The organism is Pseudomonas sp. GW822-FHT06D10 (assembly GCF_058799535.1).
The window spans coordinates 236,594-254,333 of record NZ_JBXALN010000009.1 but is presented as its reverse complement, the minus strand read 5'-3'; the positions used below and the strand labels follow the sequence as shown (position 1 = coordinate 254,333).

Annotated in this window: 4 protein-coding genes and 1 pseudogene; all 5 read right to left on the bottom strand. The window is 66.2% G+C overall.

Going from position 1 to position 17,740, the window contains the following annotated elements; genetic code table 11:
* Positions 1 to 16: 16 nt before the first annotated feature.
* Complete coding sequence (locus AC1RL5_RS27130; RefSeq protein WP_072450591.1) at positions 17 to 829, bottom strand: alpha/beta fold hydrolase; 813 nt, start codon at positions 827 to 829, stop codon at positions 17 to 19.
* A 108-nt stretch (positions 830 to 937) separates the two neighbouring features.
* A pseudogene (locus tag AC1RL5_RS27125) lies at positions 938 to 1,293 on the bottom strand (DUF6124 family protein).
* Between the two features lie 728 nt (positions 1,294 to 2,021).
* Positions 2,022 to 3,071 (bottom strand): hypothetical protein, encoded by a 1,050-nt coding sequence (locus AC1RL5_RS27120; RefSeq protein ID WP_083533693.1) that lies wholly within the window; start codon positions 3,069 to 3,071, stop codon positions 2,022 to 2,024.
* A 119-nt stretch (positions 3,072 to 3,190) separates the two neighbouring features.
* Positions 3,191 to 4,228 carry a hypothetical protein gene (locus AC1RL5_RS27115; RefSeq protein WP_072450593.1) on the bottom strand — a complete coding sequence of 346 codons (1,038 nt, stop codon included), beginning with the start codon at positions 4,226 to 4,228 and terminating at the stop codon, positions 3,191 to 3,193.
* Positions 4,229 to 4,455: 227 nt separating this feature from the next.
* Positions 4,456 to 17,472 carry a non-ribosomal peptide synthetase gene (locus AC1RL5_RS27110; protein ID WP_492589392.1) on the bottom strand — a complete coding sequence of 4,339 codons (13,017 nt, stop codon included), beginning with the start codon at positions 17,470 to 17,472 and terminating at the stop codon, positions 4,456 to 4,458.
* Between the last annotated feature and the right edge of the window lie 268 nt (positions 17,473 to 17,740).

The window sequence follows — 17,740 nt, the reverse complement described above, 5'->3', positions numbered from 1 at the left end:
ACGGAAGAATCAGGCTTCAGCCGTCGCGCTGTAAAAACGCCAACAAGGCCCGGGTCACGAATTCCGGGTTTTCCCGGCTGGAAATATGCCCCGCGTCAGGAACCCACTGGTAAGGGCAGCCAATGCGTTCGGCCATCTCGAGGGTTTCCGCAGGTGGCCGCGGCTGGTCCTGGTCGCCACACAGCAACAAGGTGTTCGGCCCATCCAGGTGCTGCAGCTGATCCAGCACATCCGCCCGGCTGAAAGTGATGCGCCCCATGGGAATTACGCTCTGGCGCAGGCGCTCGGCCGGCAGTGCCGCGAGGCTGGCACGAAAATCCTGGAACAGCGCCGACTGCCGATCGATCCCCGGACGGAAGAAGATCGGCACCACGATGTCCAGCAGCGGCTCGGCGATCAGGCCGCTGTCCTCGATCTGCTGGAACAGGGAAAAGTAATACTGCCGGGTCGGTGCAGGCTCGGCGCCCAGGTAAGTGTCCATCAGCACCAGGCCGTCGATACGCTGCGGCGCCGCCAGGGCCAGGCGCGCGCCCCACATGCCCCCCACCGACAAGCCCACCAGGGTTACGCGCTCGATCTGCAAATGGTCGAGCAAGGCCAGCATCTGCCGCGCCACATCATCCAGCGACGCCGTGCCCTCAGGCAGCGCCCCGGACTGGCCATGGCCCCACAGGTCCACCGCGATCACCCGATACTGCGCCGACAGCGCATCGATCTGCGGCGCCCACATGCCGGTGTCCCACAAATAACTGCCGGCCAGGAACACCACCGGCCCCTGGCCCTGGTCGAGGTAGTGCAACGGTTGTCCATCGATGGTGGCGAACGGCATGGGCTAGCTCCTGCAAGGAAATGACGAAAAAGGTCCGACAGACTGTGCCGTGAAAAAAGCCCAGTCAATCGAACCCGTCCGACAAAACGTATCAGGAGATGCCCGGATTCAACGCCCGCGCTGACCGTCGAGCAAGGCTTCGACCACGGCCCTGGCCATTTCCACGGAATGCACCATGGACCAGATCAGCCCGCGCTCCAGGCCGCTGCCCTGCTGGGTGATTTCATCGCAGACCTCTTCGGCGCATTTGAGCAGCAGCGCCACATGCACCAGGGCCTCTTCGGCGCTAACGCCTTCGCGCACGCTGAACAGCGAGTCGGGGAAACGGGTTTGGCTTGGGTCGTGAGCTGGAACAGCGCGGGGTCCAGCGGTTGCCGGGCCAGGGCCACGCGCAGGGTGGCGTTGGCGGCCTTGAGGGCGGGATCGCGATAGGACGTGGGTGGATCGGGGACGAGCTTTTTCATGGTCAAACTCCTGGTAATGACAAGGAGCCGACACCGTTCGCTTGCACACGAATAAGGTGGCAGCCGTACGCGGGTGTGCAAGACCGAGTTACCAGAACCCCGGCAGATCCGAAGATCTCCCGCGCACGGCCGCCATAACACGGCGAACATGAAATCGCTCAGGCATGACTGAGCGCTTATGCGTCTGGTAACAGTCGGACTTGCACATCCGAGCCATCGATTGGGCGATGGCTCCAGCACCCTAGCCCGCCCACCAGGCGCATTCAAGCGGCCCGCAGTTTCTCGGAAATGCCTTACAAAAGAAAGCGACTAAACACCATTCCAGCGACCTTCCAGCTCGTTTCCGAAACCACCTTGCCCCAATCGGCATAGGCCTGTGGACCTATGGCCCTGCGGACCTGTAGCCGCTGCTGAGCCTTGGCGAGGCTGCGAAAAGGTCCGCAGGACCTTGCTTGGCGATCTCCCGTCAAAGACCGCTGGCGGCCTTGAGATCGCCGCGTCTGCTGCGCAGCCGTACGCAGCCTGCGGCAGCGGCTACAGGGTTGCCAGGGGTTGCTGTAGCCGCTGTCGAGCCTTGGCGAGGCTGCGAAAAGGTCCGCAGGACCTTGCTTGGCGATCTCCCGTCAAAGACCGCTGGCGGCCTTGAAATCGCCGCGTCTGCTGCGCAGCCGTACGCAGCCTGCGGCAGCGGCTACAAAAAACCGATTGGCATCAGCCGCAAGCATGACTCAGCGGTATTCTTCCGGCGCTTCGCGTTCGAGGATTTCCTCCAGGTCGCTCAGGTCACCGCGCTCCTTGAGAATGCCGCTGACCTGGTCGATCCACGCCTGCTCCGAGGCAATCCCCGCCCAGGACTGGCTGCCGAAGCCGTGATACGGCCGGTCGTCGAAGGTGCTGATCAGCAACTGGTTGAAGCGCCCGGTGTCCAGTTTTTTGCGCTGGATTTGCACTTGCAGCGCCCCCAGCACCTTCTGCTGCTCTTGCGGGTTGGGGCGATAGCGGTAGAGCCGCGGCGAGCTGAGCACCAGAAACTCCGGCGGCAGGTTTTCATCGATGGCCGCCTGCAGGCGGTAATGGCCATCGAGAATCAGATAGCAGCTCAGACCGGTGACGTACCACAGCAGGATCGGCGGCAAGCTGCCTTCGCGGGCCTTTTTGCGCCACCACTTCAAGCGCCCGGAATGCGGGTCCACGGCATGCAGGCCGACTACTGCGCCACCGTACTCCCCCAACCCGACCCAGCGCGCCGTACCGGCCTGTTGGTTGTCGAGGATGTTGCGACCATAGATCGCCCACTGCGGCATATGGCTCAGGGCATCTTCACCGCCCTTGAAGTACCAGGCTTCGGTGCCCTCCAGCAGCGGCCGCATCGGTTTCTGCGATGCCGGGCGCAGGGCCCGCACCAGCCAGTAGCCGGGGTAAAAGAAGTCCGGCTGGTGCTGCATCAATTGCTCGACGAAGAAGCGACTCCAGGCCTTGAGGCGCAGCGCCGGGTCGAGGCGCGCCTGTTGTTCCACCTGAGGCGAGTCGATGGGGCCCACCAGGGTTTGCGGCAGTTGCTCCGGCAGGTGATTGCGCACTAGCCATACGCCATACAGGCAGCGGGACATGGTGCCCCAGAGCAGGGTCTGGTCGCCGAGCACCAACTGCATACGGCTGTTGTTGCCACTGAGCAGGCACAGGTTGGGCTTGCCACTGGCCGGGCGTTTGACGTCCACGCCGAGGCCGTTCCAGTGGCCGGCCAAATCCTCGATATCACGCCAGAAAATCTGTTCCACGATTGTCCCTAATCCTTGATCAATGACCGGCCCTGCGGCGGGCAGGCGCGACTATAGCAGAGGGCTGGAGGGCGCATTCGCCTGTAGGAGCTGGCTTGCCAGCGAAGGCGGCCAGCGCCTTACCCATGGCGGCCAATGACCGCGTCTACTTCGTCTGCCAACCCTTGCCCGCCCAGGCACTGACGCACCTCGTCGCACCACTGCGACTCCGGCTCATTGCCGGCCCAGGCCGGGGTAGCGCTGCGGTACTGCGGCCGGTCATCGAACGCCTGGATCAGCACCCGGTTGAGGTTCTCGGTGCTCAGGGCCGGGTTGCGCGGCACCGCGTCGCCGCGCTTGCGCAGTGAATCCATGACCCGTTGCTGATGCTCCAGGCTCGGTGCGAAGCCGCGCTCGCGGGTGGCGCTGAGGACGACGAATGATGGCGCGAGGTTTTCCGCGATGGCCGCCTGCAAACGGTAATGGCCATCGATCACCACGTAGGACGCCAACCCGCCGACGTACCACAACAGGATCGGCGGCAGGTTGCCTTCGCGGGCCTTCTTGCGCCACCACTTCAGGCGCCCGGCCTCGGGGTCGACACGGTGCAGGCCGATGAGCTTGCCGCCGCCATGCCACCAGTCGATCCACTCCAGGGTCTGGGGTTGCAGGTTGTCGAGAAAATCCTCGCCGTACAGGTGCCAGTTGGGCACATGGGTCAAAGGGTCGATCACCGAGGTGAAGCGCCAGTGGTCCAGGCCGCTCGCGGTGCTGGAGGGCTCCGGCAGCAGGCCCTGGGCCAGCCAGAAACCGGGGGTGAGGAAGTGCCGGGCGCTTTCACTGAGACGGCTGACGAAATAGCGGCTCCAGGCCTTGATCCGCAGCTCGGGCGCCAGGGCGGCGTGCTGCTCCACGGTGGGTGAGTCAATGGGTGCCAGCAGCCGGCATTCGGCGCCGTCCGCCAGCGGGTTGCGCACCAGCCAGACGCCGCCGTGGTCCCGGGCCAGGGTGGCCCAGAACAAAGGCGTGTCGTGGTGCATCAGCTTGATCCGGGCATTGGCGCCGGTGCGCAGGTACAACGGCGGTCTGTCCGTGGAGCCCGGTTCGACCTCGACACCGAGGCCACTCCAATTGCCCAGGGAATCTTCGATGTCGCGCCAATAAAGCTGTTCTGCCATGGTTCCGGTCCTTGAATGAAAACGCCCGGCGCAGGTGCTTGGACCTGGGCCGGGCGCGATCATAGCAGAGGACCTGCGGGCCTCTTCGCCCGTAGAAGCCGGCTTGCCAGCGAAGGCGTCGGCCAGGACGATGCAAGGCTTGCGGGCTTCTTCGCCGGCAAGCCGGCTCCTACGCCAGATGTCGGTCCTCCTGCTGCGCGAACAACGCCCCACCGCTCATCCGTCGATCACAGCCCCTCCAGTTCGGCCATCAGGTCGCTCAGCCGATCCACTTTCTCCTCGCTGATTTCATTGGCCCCCAGGCCGTCGATGTACGCGGCCAGCTCCTGCACCGTGCTGCATTCGAACATGGCCCGCAGCGGCACGTTGCGTTGCAGGGTCTTCTGTACCCGTGAAGCGATCTGGGTCGCCAGCAGGGAATGCCCGCCCAACTCGAAGAAGTTGTCGCGCACGCCCACCCGTTCGACCTTGAGCACCTCGGCCCAGATGTCCGCCAGGGTTTGCTCCAGCTCATTGCCCGGCGCTTGATAGTCCTGGCTCTGCAGCTGGCCGATCTCCAGGGCCGGCAGGGCCTTGCGATCGAGCTTGCCGTTGGCGTTGAGCGGCAGGTGCGCAAGCCACAACCAGTGCAGCGGCACCATGTATTCCGGCAGTTCGGCGCGCAGCCGCGGCTTGATCCGCTCCAGGCATTCGCTCGGGCTCAGGTTCGTGTCACTGGCCACCAGGTACCCAACCAGGTGCTTGCCGTTGACGCCCTCCTGCACGCCCACGGCGGCATCGCGCAATTCCGGCTGTTCATGCAGGCGCGCTTCGATTTCCCCCAGCTCGATGCGGTAGCCGCGGATCTTCACCTGATGGTCAATGCGGCCAACGTATTCCAGTACGCCGTCGCTGCGCCGGCGTGCCAGGTCGCCGGTGCGGTACAGGCGTTCGCCCGCTGCACCGAACGGATGGGGCACGAAGGCCAGCGCGGTACGCAACGGGTCGCTGACGTAGCCACGGCCAACACCGGTGCCAGCCACGCACAATTCACCCACCGCTCCCAGGGGCACCAGCTCCAGGGCTTCGTCCATCAGGTACAGCTGGTTGTTGTCGGTGGGCGTGCCGATGGGCAGGTAGGCGCCACGGGTCGAGGCCATATCGACACGGAAGAAGGCCACGTCATCGGAGCACTCCGCCGGGCCGTAGGCGTTGACCAGGCCGACCTGTGGATAACGCAGCAGCCACTGGTGCGCCAGCTCGGGCGGCATGGCCTCGCCGGTGGGCAGCATCCAGCGCAGGCCATCCAGGGCGATGGCGTCCTGGGCGAGCATGCCCTGGATCAGCGACGGCACGCTCTCCAGCACCGTGATGCCCTGCTCCTCGACGTGGGCCAACAGCCCCTGGGGATCGTGGGCGATGGTGTTGGGCACGATGTCCACCCGAGCGCCGAACAGCGGTGCGGCAAGGAACTGCCAGACCGAAATGTCGAAGCTCTGGGACGCGGTCTGGGCGATCACGTCGGCCTCGCTTAAGTGCAGGTACGGCACCTTGCTCAGCTGGTTGTTGAGCATGCCGCGCTGCTCCACCATCACGCCCTTGGGCAGGCCGGTGGAACCGGAGGTGTAGATCACATAGGCCAGGTTGTCCGGCGCGCTGTAGCGGCCCGGGTTGTGCTCGGCATGCCCGGCGGCTTGCAGCTCTTCCCAGACCAGCAGCCGCGGACGCCCGGCACAGCCGAACTCGTCCAGCAGGGCCTGGGCCTGTTCGCGGCAGGCCGCGGTGCAGACCAGGATCGGCGTGCGGCTGAGCTCGATGATGCGGCCCAGGCGCTGGCCCGGCAGGCCCGGGTCCAGGGGCAGGTAGCCGGCCCCGGCCTTGAAGCTGCCGATGATCATGCCCAAGAGTTCCAGGCCGCGCTCGGCCAGCAGGGCCACCGGCTGATCAAAGCCCACGCCGTTGGCAACCAGGGCGTGGCCCAGGCGGTTGCTGCAGCGGTTCAACTCGGCATAGCTGTAACGCTGGTCCAGGCAACTGGCGGCGATGCGTTGCGGATGAGCCGCCACCTGGGCCTCGAACAGTTCCACGTAGCTGCGCTCCAGCGGGTACTCATGCTCGCTCTGGTTGCAGCCGGCCAGCAGGAAGTCCTGCTCCTCTTCACCCAGCAGCGGCAGTTCGGCCATGTCGCCATGAAAGCCCTGCATCAGCGCCAGCAGCAGGCGCTTGAACTCGCCGAGCATGCGTTCGATGGTCGCCTGCTCGAAGTAGCGCTGGTCGTAGGACAGGTGCAGGCCCAGGTCATCCCCCGGGTAGCACACCGCGGTGATCGGGAAGTTGGTGTGGGTACGGCCGGAATCCGAACTGGCGTTCAGGCTCTGGGCACGGTCCAGCACCGAGACTTCCACCGGCGCGTTCTCGAACACGAACAGGCTGTCGAACAGCGGCTGGCCCTTGGGCAGTTCGCTGGTTTCCTGGATCGCCACCAGCGGCAGGTACTCGTATTCGCGCAGCTGCATGTTGCTGTCGAGCAAGGCGCTGAGCCACTGGCGCACACTGCAGCGCTCACCGTCCTGGGGCAGCTTGACCCGCAGGGCGATGCTGTTGATGAACAGGCCGACGGTGCGTTGCATCTCCGGCATTTCCACCGGGCGCCCGGCCACGGTAACGCCGAACAGTACGTCGCGATCGCCGCTCATGCGCCGCAGCACCAGGGCCCAGGCCGCCTGGGCAAAGGTGTTGATGGTGAGCTGGTGCTGCTGCGCCAGTTCCCGCAGTTGCGCACCATCCCGGGCATCCAGGCGGGTGTAGCAGTCGCCGACGATCATGCCGCCGCTGTCACCGGCGTGTTCGCGCAGGAACGGCCGGTCGCTGGGGATCGGCGTGGTGCGTTCAAAACCTTCAAGGTTCTGTCGCCACCACTGCCGCGCCTCGGACAGGCTCTGGTGCTGCAGCCAGCCGATGTAGTCGCGGTAACGCGGCGGCACCGCCAGCTGCGCCTCGCGGCCTTCACCGAGGGCGGTATAGATTTCGAAGAAGTCGTTCATCAGCAGCGAGCGGCACCAGGCATCGATGAGGATGTGGTGGTTGCTCATCATGAACCAGTAGCGCGCAGCGCCGACGCGGATCAGCCGCAGGTGGAACGGCGCCTGGTTGAGCAGATCGAAGCCGGCCTCGCGCTCCTGCTTATGCAAGGCTTGCAGCTTGGCTTCCTGCTCGGCCTCGGGCACCGCGCTCCAGTCGAGAAACTCGATCGGGGTGCGGCCCGGCTTGTGGATAACTTGCAGCATGTCTTCGCCGACGTTCCAGCAAAAAGACGCGCGCAGGGCTTCGTGGCGCGCCACCACCGCCTGCCAGGCCTGGGCGAAACGCTCCGGGTCCAGTTCGCTGTTGATGCGGTAGCGGTCCTGCATGTAATACAGGCCGGTGCCCGGCTCCAGCAGGGTGTGCAACAGCATGCCCTCCTGCATCGGGGTCAGCGGGTAGACATCCTCGATCTGCACAGCCGGTACCGGCAGGCCATCGAGCTGGGCCTGGGTCAGACGCGCCAGGGGGAAGTCCGACGGCGTCAGGCCACCGGCATCGTCCTTCAGGCAATGGGCGATCAGGCTGTGCAGCTCACCCAGATAGGCGTCCGCCAGCTCGCCGATCAGCTCGGCGTCGAAACGTTCGCTGCTGTAGGTCCAGCGCAGCACCAGCTCGCCGCCATACACCTGGCTGTCGATGCTCAGTTCGTTGGGCAACGGTGCTTCCGGTGCATGGGCCGGGCCCACGGATTCATCCAGCGGGCGCAGCAAGGCGTCGGCGCCGAAGCTCTGGTCGAACTGCCCCAGGTAGTTGAAGGTCACCGGCGCCAGCGGCAGCGCTGCCAGGGCCTCGCGGCAGGCGTCATCCGCCAGGTAGCGCAGCACGCCGTAACCCAGGCCCTTGTGCGGCACGGCCCGCAGTTGTTCCTTGATGGCCTTGATCGAGGCCCCCTGCCCGGCCGCTTCTTCCACCTGCAACGGGGTCAGGCGCAGTGGATAGGCGCTGGTGAACCAGCCGACGGTGCGGGTCAGGTCGATCTCGTCGAACAGCGCCTCGCGGCCGTGGCCTTCCAGTTGCACCAGGGCCGAAGGCTGCCCGCTCCAGCGGCACAGCACCCGGGCCAGGGCGGTCAGCAGCAGGTCGTTGACCTGGGTACGGTAGGCCGCCGGCGCCTGTTGCAGCAGTTGCCGGGTGCGCTCGGCATCCAGGGTCACGCTGTGGCTGCGGGCCTGCTGATGCTGCTGGCTGCCAGCGGCATTCAAGCCTGGCAGTTGCGCGGCCGGGCCGGCCAGTTGCTGCTGCCACCAGCCCAGCTCTTCACGCAGGGATTCGCTGCCGGCATAGGCTTGCAGGCGGCTCGACCAGTCCCGCAGGGCACTGGTCTTGGCCGGCAGCTTCAGGGCCTTTCCGGCTTGCAACTGACGATAGGCGTTTTGCAAATCTTCCAGCAGCACGCGCCAGGACACGCCATCCACCACCAGGTGGTGGATGGCCAGCAACAGGCGTTGCTCGCCTTCAGGGCCGTCCACCAGCACCGCCCGCAGCAGCGGCCCGTGTTCCAGGTCGAGGCTGCGCTGGGCATCGGCGAACAGTGCCTCGCAGGTGGCCATGGACGGCACCCGCACCTGCCACAACAAGGGAGCATCGGACAGCGGCAGGTACTCGGCGCGCCACTGCCCGCCCGCCTGGTTGAAGCGCAGGCGCAGGGCGTCGTGCTGCTCCACTAGCGCCAGCAGGGCTTGCTCCAGCAACTGGGCATCAAGGACACCCAGCGGCTCCAGCAGCAGCGCCTGGTTCCAGTGCTGCGGCTGGGGAATGCGGCTGTCGAAGAACCAGTGCTGGATCGGCGTCAGCGGCGATTCGCCACTGAGCTGGCCCTGCTCGGCGCTGACGCGCTGAGTGTGGCTGGCGACCCGCGCCAGGGTTTGCACCGTCTGGTGCTGGAACAGATCGCGCGGGGTGAAGTGGATCCCCAGCTGGCGGGCGCGGCTGACCACCTGGATCGACAGGATCGAGTCGCCCCCCAGTTCGAAGAAGTTGTCGTTGAGGCCCACTTGCTGCACGTTCAGCACTTCGCCCCAGACCCTGGCCAGGGTCTGTTCCAGCTCGTTGCTCGGCGCCACGTACTGCTGGCGGTTGAGCTCCGGATCGGGCATCGGCAGGGCTCGGCGATCGAGCTTGCCGTTGGCGGTCAACGGCATGCTGGCCAGGAGGATCAGGTGGGTCGGCACCATGTAGTCCGGCAGCTGGGTTTTCAGCTGCTGCTTGAGGGCTTCACGCAGGTTGGCCTGCTGCACCTCGTTGTGCTCGGCCACCTCGGTCACCAGGTAACCAGCCAGCTGCTTGCCGGCCGGGGTATCCAAGGCCAGCACCACCGCTTCACGCACGGCCGGATGATCCAGCAGGCGGGTTTCGATTTCCCCCAGCTCGATGCGGAAACCGCGAATCTTCACCTGATGGTCCACCCGGCCGATGTATTCCACCTGGCCGTCGGCGCACTGGCGCACCAGGTCCCCGGTGCGATACAGGCGCCCGCCATCGGTGGCGAACGGATCGGCGACAAAACGCTCGGCACTCATCCCCGGACGACGGTGATAACCCTGGGCCAGACCGGCGCCGCCGACATACAGCTCACCGGTCGCGCCTTGGGGCACCAGCGCCAGATCGGCATCGAGAATGTAAGCCACCCGGGCCCCGACGATGCTGCCGATGGGCACGCTGGCCACGCCTTCGGCCAACTGCTGCGGCGCCAGGCTGGCCAGGGGCATGACCACGGTTTCGGTGGGGCCGTAGGCGTTGAAGAACAGGTTCGGCTGGAAGGCCGCACGAATGCGCTGCAGGTGTTCGCCGGTCAGGGCCTCGCCGCCGGTGATGCACATGCGCACCGGCAGGGTCTGCTGCTGGGTCGCCAGATGCTGGGCCAACTGGCTGCCGTAGCTGGGGGTGAAACCGAGGATGCTGATGCGGTGCTGACGGATCAGTTGGCAGATCTCTTCGGCGTCCCACTGGCCCTGGGCCCGCAGTACCACCTGGGCGCCGCTGAGCAGCGGCACCAGCAAGCGCTCGGTGGCGGCGTCGAAGTTGATGGAATAGAAGTGCAGCTCGCAGTCATCCGGGCGCATGCCGAAGCGGCGGATCACCGCCTGGCAGTGCATGGCGATTTCCCCGTGGGACACCACCACGCCCTTGGGCTGGCCGGTGGAACCGGAGGTGTAGATCAGGTACGCCTGATGCTGGGGCAGGCTGATGAAGGGCAATTCGCCCGCCGGGTAGTCGGCCAGCAGCGCACCGTCCTCTTCCAGGCACCAGCGGCCGACTCCCGCCGGCAGCTCGCCCAGGGCGGCGAACATCCGCGCATCGCTGAGCAGCAGGCCGATGCCGCTGTCTTCGATCATGTAGTGCAGGCGGTCCAGGGGGTATTCCGGGTCCAGGGGCACGTAGGCGCCGCCGGCCTTGAGAATCGCCAGCAGGCCGACGACCATTTCCAGGGAACGCTCCAGGGCCAGGCCGACTCGCACCTGCGGGCCCACACCACGCTCACGAAGCATCCAGGCCAGGCGGTTGGCGCGGCTGTCCAGCTCGCTGTAGCTCAGGGTCTGTCCGGCGAAGGTCAGGGCCGGGGCGTCCTTGCGGGCCAGGGCCTGTTCGCTGAACAGGTGGTGGATGCACTGATCCAGGCGTTGCTCGCCAGGCTCGACGCTCAAACTGTCCAGCAGGTGCTGCTGTTCATCGGCCTGCAGCAGTGGCAACTCGCACAGGCGCCGTTGCGGGTCGTCGATCAGGACCTGCAGCAGATTACGCCAGTGGCCGGCCATGCGCGCAATGCGCGGCTCGTCGAACAGGTCGGTGCTGTAGGTCAGGCAGCAGCCCAGGCGCTGATCCAGGTCGGTGACTTCCAGGTTGAGGTCGAACTTGGTGGCCCGGGCATCGTTGACCAGGTATTCCACGGTCATGCCCGCCAGTTGCCGGCTTTGCTGGAATTCCCAGCGCTGGACGTTGCACATCACCTGGAACAGCGGGTTGTAGGCAGTGCTGCGCGGCGGTTGCAAGGCTTCCACCAGATGATCGAACGGCAGGTCCTGGTGCGACTGGCCCTCGATCACGGTGTGGCGCACCTGCTCCAGCAACTGGCCGACACTCATCTGCCCATCGAGCTGGCAACGCAGCACCTGGGTGTTGAGGAAGGCGCCGATCAGCCCTTCGCTTTCCGGGCGGATGCGGTTGGCCACCGGCGCACCGATGCGCAGGTCGCTCTGGCCGCTGTAGCGGTACAGCAGCACCGACAGTGCGGCGGTCATGGTCATGAACAGGGTCAGGCCGTGCTCGGCATTGAAGGCCCGCACCCGGGCCGCCAGCTCGTCGCTCAAGTCGAAGCGGTACAGCTCGCCCTGGTGGCTTTGCACCGCCGGGCGTGGCCGGTCGCTGGGCAGCTCCAGCAGCGGGTGTTCGCGGCCCAGTTGCCCGGTCCAGTAGTCCAGCTGGCGCTGTCGCTCGCCGGATTCCAGCCACTGGCGCTGCCACACGCTGTAGTCCAGGTACTGCACCGGCAAGGGTTCCAGGGGCGATTCGCGGTCGTCGAGGAAGGCTTCGTACAGCGCGCCCAGCTCGCGGGCGAAGATGTCCATGGCCCAGCCTTCGGTGACGATGTGGTGCAGGGTCAGGACGAAGTAGTGCTCCTGCTCGCCGGCCTTGACCAGGCAGGCGCGCAGCAAGGGGCCGGTCTCCAGGTCGAAGGGCTGGTGCGCTTCGCTGTCCGCCAGTTGTTGCAGGCGCTGCTGCCGCGCATCAGGGGCCAGGGCCGAGAAATCCTTCCAGGCCATGCGCAGGCCGGTGTCGGCATGCACCTGCTGGCGGGCCACGCCGTTGACGCTGGGGAAGGTGGTGCGCAGGGTTTCGTGACGCAGGATCAGCGCCTGCAACGCCGCCTCGAAGCGGCCCACGTCCAGCACCCCGGACAGCCGCGCCATGCCGCCGACGTTGTAGGCCGGGCTGTCGGGCTCCATCTGCCAGAGGAACCACATGCGCTGCTGGGAATAGGACAGCGGCACCGGCTGGCTGCGGTCTACCCGGGCAATCGGCGGCTGCTGGTTGCGCGCGCCGGACTCCTGGATCAGCAACACCTGTTCGGCAAAGTCCCCCAGCTCGCTGGCTTCGAACAGCGCCCGCAGTGGCAGCTCGACGTCGCAGGCCTGGCGGGTGCGGGAAATGATCTGGGTGGCCAGCAGCGAATGCCCGCCCAGGGCGAAGAAATCGTCCTTGAGGCCGATGCGTGGCTGGCCCAGCACTTCGCGCCATATAGCCGCGATCTGCTGTTCCAGTTCGGTGCTCGGTTCGACGTGCTCGCGCACCTGCCATTGCGGCTCCGGCAGGGCCCGGCGGTCGAGCTTGCCACTGGGGCTCAGGGGCATGGCGTCCAGACGCACCAGTTGCGCCGGCACCATGTATTCCGGCAGCTCGGCGGCCAGGGCAGTTTTCAGCCGGGCGCTTTGCTGCTGTTCATCTTCATCGTGCGCATTGGGCGTGTAGTAGCCGATCAACTGCGGGCCGGCCAGGGTGTCGCGCACCAGCACCGCGGCCTGGGCCACGCCGTCCTGGGCCAGCAGCCGCGCTTCGATTTCCTGCGGCTCGACCCGAAAGCCCCGCAGCTTGACCTGCTGGTCGAGGCGACCGAGGTATTCCAGCACGCCGTCGGCGCACCAACGCACCCGATCCCCGGTGCGGTACAGGCGCGCGCCCTCCGCGCTCAGCGGGTCGACCACAAAGCGTTCGGCGGTCAGCGCCGGGCGTCCCAGGTAACCCCGGGCCAGGCCCTGGCCGCTGATGCACAGCTCACCCGGAACTCCCGCCGGCAACGGATTGAGGTCCGCGTCCAGCACCCGGCACACCACGTTGCCCAGGGGCCGGCCAATGGGCGAACGCTCGCCGTCATCGACTGAACACTGCCAATGGGTGACGTTGATCGCGGTTTCGGTCGGGCCATAGCGGTTGTGCAGTTGCGCATTGGGCAACTGCTGCAACAGGCGATTGCGCAGCTCGGCCGGCAGGGCTTCGCCACCGGAGAACACCCGGCGCAGGCTGTGGCATTCGGCGCTCAGCGGCTCATCGACGAACAACTGCAACAGCGGCGGCACGAAGTGCAGCGTGGTAACGCCGTACTCCTGCACCAACTGGGCGATGCGATGGGGATCGCGGTGCTCGCCAGGGGCGGCGATCAGCAGGCGGCAGCCGGTGATCAACGGCCAGAAGCACTCCCACACCGACACGTCGAAGCTGATGGGGGCTTTTTGCATCAGCACATCGTCGGCCTGCAACTGGTAGCTGTCCTGCATCCATTGCAGGCGCTCCATCAGCGCGCGATGGGTGTTGCCGACGCCCTTGGGCTGGCCGGTGGAACCGGAGGTGTAGATCACGTAGGCCAGGTGTTCGCCGTGCAGGTGCAGGCCCGGCGCGTGGCTCGGCCAGCTGTCGAGCTTGAGGCTGTCCATGGCGATGGCGCTGACACCCGGGGCTTCGGGCATCCGGCCCAGCAGATGGGTCTGGGTCAGCAGCAGGCCCACGCCGCTGTCTTCGAGCATGTAGGCCAGGCGTTCGGCGGGGTAGTCCGGGTCCAGGGGCACGTAGGCGCCACCGGCCTTGATGATTGCCAGAAGGCCGATCAGCAGTTGCGGCGAACGCTCGGCGGCGATGGCCACGCACACGTCCGGGCCGACGCCCTTGTCCCGCAGGTAGTGGGCCAGGCGGTTGGCCTGGGCGTGCAGTTCGGCAAAGCCCAGTTGCCCGCCGTCCCAGACCAGCGCGGTGCGTTCCGGGCTCTGGCGCAGTTGTTCGTGCAGGCGCTCCGGCAGCCACTGCTCGGCCGGCGCGCAGGGGGCCACGCTCCATTGCTGCAGTTGCGCCGCTTCGGCGTTGCCGAGCAACGGCAAGTCGCCCAGGGCGCAGTCCGGTTGTAGGCAGGCATGCTCCAGCAGGCTGATGAAATGCCCGGCCAGACGCTCGATGCTGGCCGCGTCGAACAGCTCGTCGGCGTAGTCGAAGGCCAGGCTCAGGCGGCCGTTGCGGTCCTCTTCGCTGTGCAGTTGCAGGTCGAACTTGGCTTCGCGGCTGTGCCACGGCAGCTCTTCGGCCAGCAGCCCGGGCAGGCGGCGCAAGGCGCCGAGGTCGCGCTGCTGGTGGTTGAACATGACCTGGAACAGGCCCTGCTCGCGGGCTTCGGGGAAGGCTTCGAGCAATTGTTCGAAAGGCAGGTCCTGGTGGGCCTGGGCCTCCAGGGTGGTGCGGCGGGTCTGCTGCAGCAGGTCGGCGAAGGACTGGCGCGAATCCAACTGCCCGCGCAATACCTGGGTGTTGATGAAAAAGCCCAGCAGGCCCTGGGTCTCCAGGCGCGGGCGGTTGGCGTTGGGCACACCGATGCGGATATCGCTCTGCCCGCTGTAGCGGTGCAGTAGGGTCTGGAACGCCGCCAGCAACAGCATGAACGGCGTGGCCTGCCGAGCCTGGGCGGTCTGGCGCACGGCTTCACTGAGGCTCGCGCTCAGGCGCAGGTCATGGCGCGCGGCGCTGTGGCGGACCTGGGCCGAACGCGGGTGGTCGGTGGCCAGGCTCAACACTGGGGCTTCGTCCGCCAACTGCTGTTTCCAGTAGTCCAGCTGGCGCTGGCCTTCGCCCTGGGCCAGCCACTGGCGCTGCCAGCTGCCGTAGTCGGCGTATTGCAGGGCCAGCGGTGCCAGTTCCAGGTTCTGGCCCTGGACCGCGGCGGCATAGAGCCGCGAGAACTCGTCGATCAGTACATTCAGCGACCAACCGTCAGCAATGATGTGATGCAGGGTCAGCAGCAACTGGTGCTCTTCATCGTCCAGGCGCACCAGGGTCGCCCAGTACAGCGGGCCCTTCTCCAGATCGAACTGGGTCCGGGCCTCATCTTCGCGGATCTGCCGCGCCCGGGCTTCGCGCTCGGCCGGTGGCAGGTCGCTGATATCGATCACCTGCAGGTTGAATTCGCCGGCGGCATCCACCTGTTGCAGGGCCTGGCCGTCACGCTCGAAGAAGCGCGTGCGCAGCGCTTCGTGGCGCTGGATCAGTTGCTGGAAGCTGGCGCGCAGGGCCTCTTCATCCAGCTCGCCACGCAAGCGCAGGCCGCCGGGAATGTTGTAGGCGCTGCTCTGCGGGTCCAGTTGCCAGGTGATCCACAGGCGGTTCTGCGCCAGGGATTGCGGCAGCGGCTGCTGGCGCGACAGGGCATTGATACTGCCCTGGGCCACGCCGCCGTCCTGCTGCTGGCGCGCCACGGCAGCGCTGAAGGCACCCAGGGTCGGAGCCTCGAACAGCAGGCGCAAGCCCAGTTCCAGCCCCAGCTCTTCACGCAGGCGGGCGATCACCTGGGTAGCGGCAATCGAGTTGCCCCCCAGGAGGAAGAAGTGATCGTCGGCCGCCACTGAAGCGCATTGCAGTTGCTCTTGCCAAATGCGCCCGATCAGGGTTTGCAGCGCGTCACCGGCGCTGTCTGCGGCGTCAGCCGTTGCGCTGCCGGCCTGCGGGAACAGCGCGTAGTAATCCAGGCTGCCATCGGCCAACCGCGTGCGGCAGGCGGAACGCTGCAACTTGCCGCTGGAGGTTTTCGGCAGGGCCCCGGGGTTGAGCAGCACCACCACGCTCGGCGCTTCCTGGCAGGCTTCGGCCACCGCCTGGCGGATGGCCTTGATCAGCGCCTCGGGGGGCAGGATCTTCTGCACGCTGCGGCTGATTTCCGCGGCGATGCCGATGCCTTCCTGGCCCTGCTCGGTGACCGCAAACGCCGCCACCCGGCCCTTGCGCACCACTTCCACCTCGCGCTCGATGGTCTTTTCGATGTCCTGGGGGTAGAGGTTGTGTCCACGCACGATCAGCAGGTCCTTCAGGCGCCCGGTGATGAACAGCTCGCCATCGCGGATAAAGCCCAGGTCACCGGTGCGCAACCAGGTACGACCGGCATGCTGGACGAAGGTCTTGGCGGTGGCTTCAGGATTGCGCCAGTAGCCATGGGCAATGCTCGGCCCGGCGGCCCAGACTTCGCCAATACGGTTGTCAGGCAATTCGCCCAGTTGCTGCGGATCCATCACCAGCACGGCGTGTTCCGGCTGGCTGAAGCCGCAGCTCATCATTGCGCTGCCCTGCCCCGGCTCGGCGCGGTTCTGCGCCAGGGCCTGGTCGTCCAGGTGCAGGGCCGGGATGCCCTGGCCGCGCACGCCACCGGCCACGAACAGGGTGGCTTCGGCCAGGCCGTAGGAGGCGAGGAAGTTTTCATGGCTGAAACCGCAGGCGCTGAACTTCTCGGCGAAACGCTCCAGGGTGTCCAGGCGGATCGGCTCGGACCCCGAATAGGCCACGCGCCAGCCGCTGAGGTCGAGGCGCTCCAGGGCCGACTCACTGACCCGTTCGCTGCACAGGCGGTAGGCGAAATCCGGGCCGCCGCTGATGGTGCCGCCGTATTCGCTGATCGCTTCCAGCCAGCGCACGGGCCGTGCCAGGAAGTAGGCCGGTGACATCAGCACACAGGGCACGCCGCTGAAAATCGGTTGCAGCAGGCCGCCAATCAAGCCCATGTCGTGGTACAGCGGCAGCCAGCTGACGATCACGTCGTCCGGGTTGAGGTCGATACCGAAGCCGCGACGGATCAGCAGTTCGTTGGCCACCAGGTTGCCATGGCTGACCTGCACGCCCTTGGGCAGCGCGGTGGAGCCCGAGGTGTATTGCAGGAAGGCGATGTCGTCGCCCTGCAGCGCCACGGCCTGCCAATCTTCGGCCAGCCCGGCTTGCAGGGTGTCCACACACAGCAGTTGCGGCGCGCCCGCGGCCTTGAGTTCGTCCATCTGCAACAGTGAATCCCGCAGCCCGGCGCTGGTCAGCAGCAACCGTGGCTCGGCGTCGGCCATGATGGAAATCAGGCGCTCCTGGTGATGACGACGGGTGGACTCCGGCGGATAGGCCGGCACCGCGATCACCCCGGCGTACAGGCAACCGAAGAACGCCGCGACGTAGTCCGGGCCGCTGGGAAACAGCAATACCGCGCGATCGCCGAATTCGGCGTTGGCTTGCAGAGCCGCAGCAATGGTGCGCGCACGAAGGTCCAGGTCCCGGTAACTGAGGACCACGCTCTGATCCTGCTCTTCGGCGAGAAAGCGCAACGCCACTTGATCAGGTGCCAGGACTGCCCGGCGTTGAAGGGCTTGGGCCAGGGTGCTGGGGAGTTCGAACGCGTCCGTCATGGGGTTTCCTGCCAGGATTGTGCTTGCAATGGAGAGCGGGCCCTGCTCTCCCATAACTTTAATAACTATCTATCAATCAAATAGTTATAAGAAAGTCGTGGGCATCCGGAGGGCGCCGTGGCCGGGTCTGCTACCCGGAATCTTTCTCCAATGAGAACGGATGACGTCTTGAAATAATTAGTCCGCATCCTGCCCTTCAAGGCCTGATCCAGCCCACTGACGAGCAGCCGTTCGCAATCTGCACTGACAGAGAGCATTAGTTCTTTTT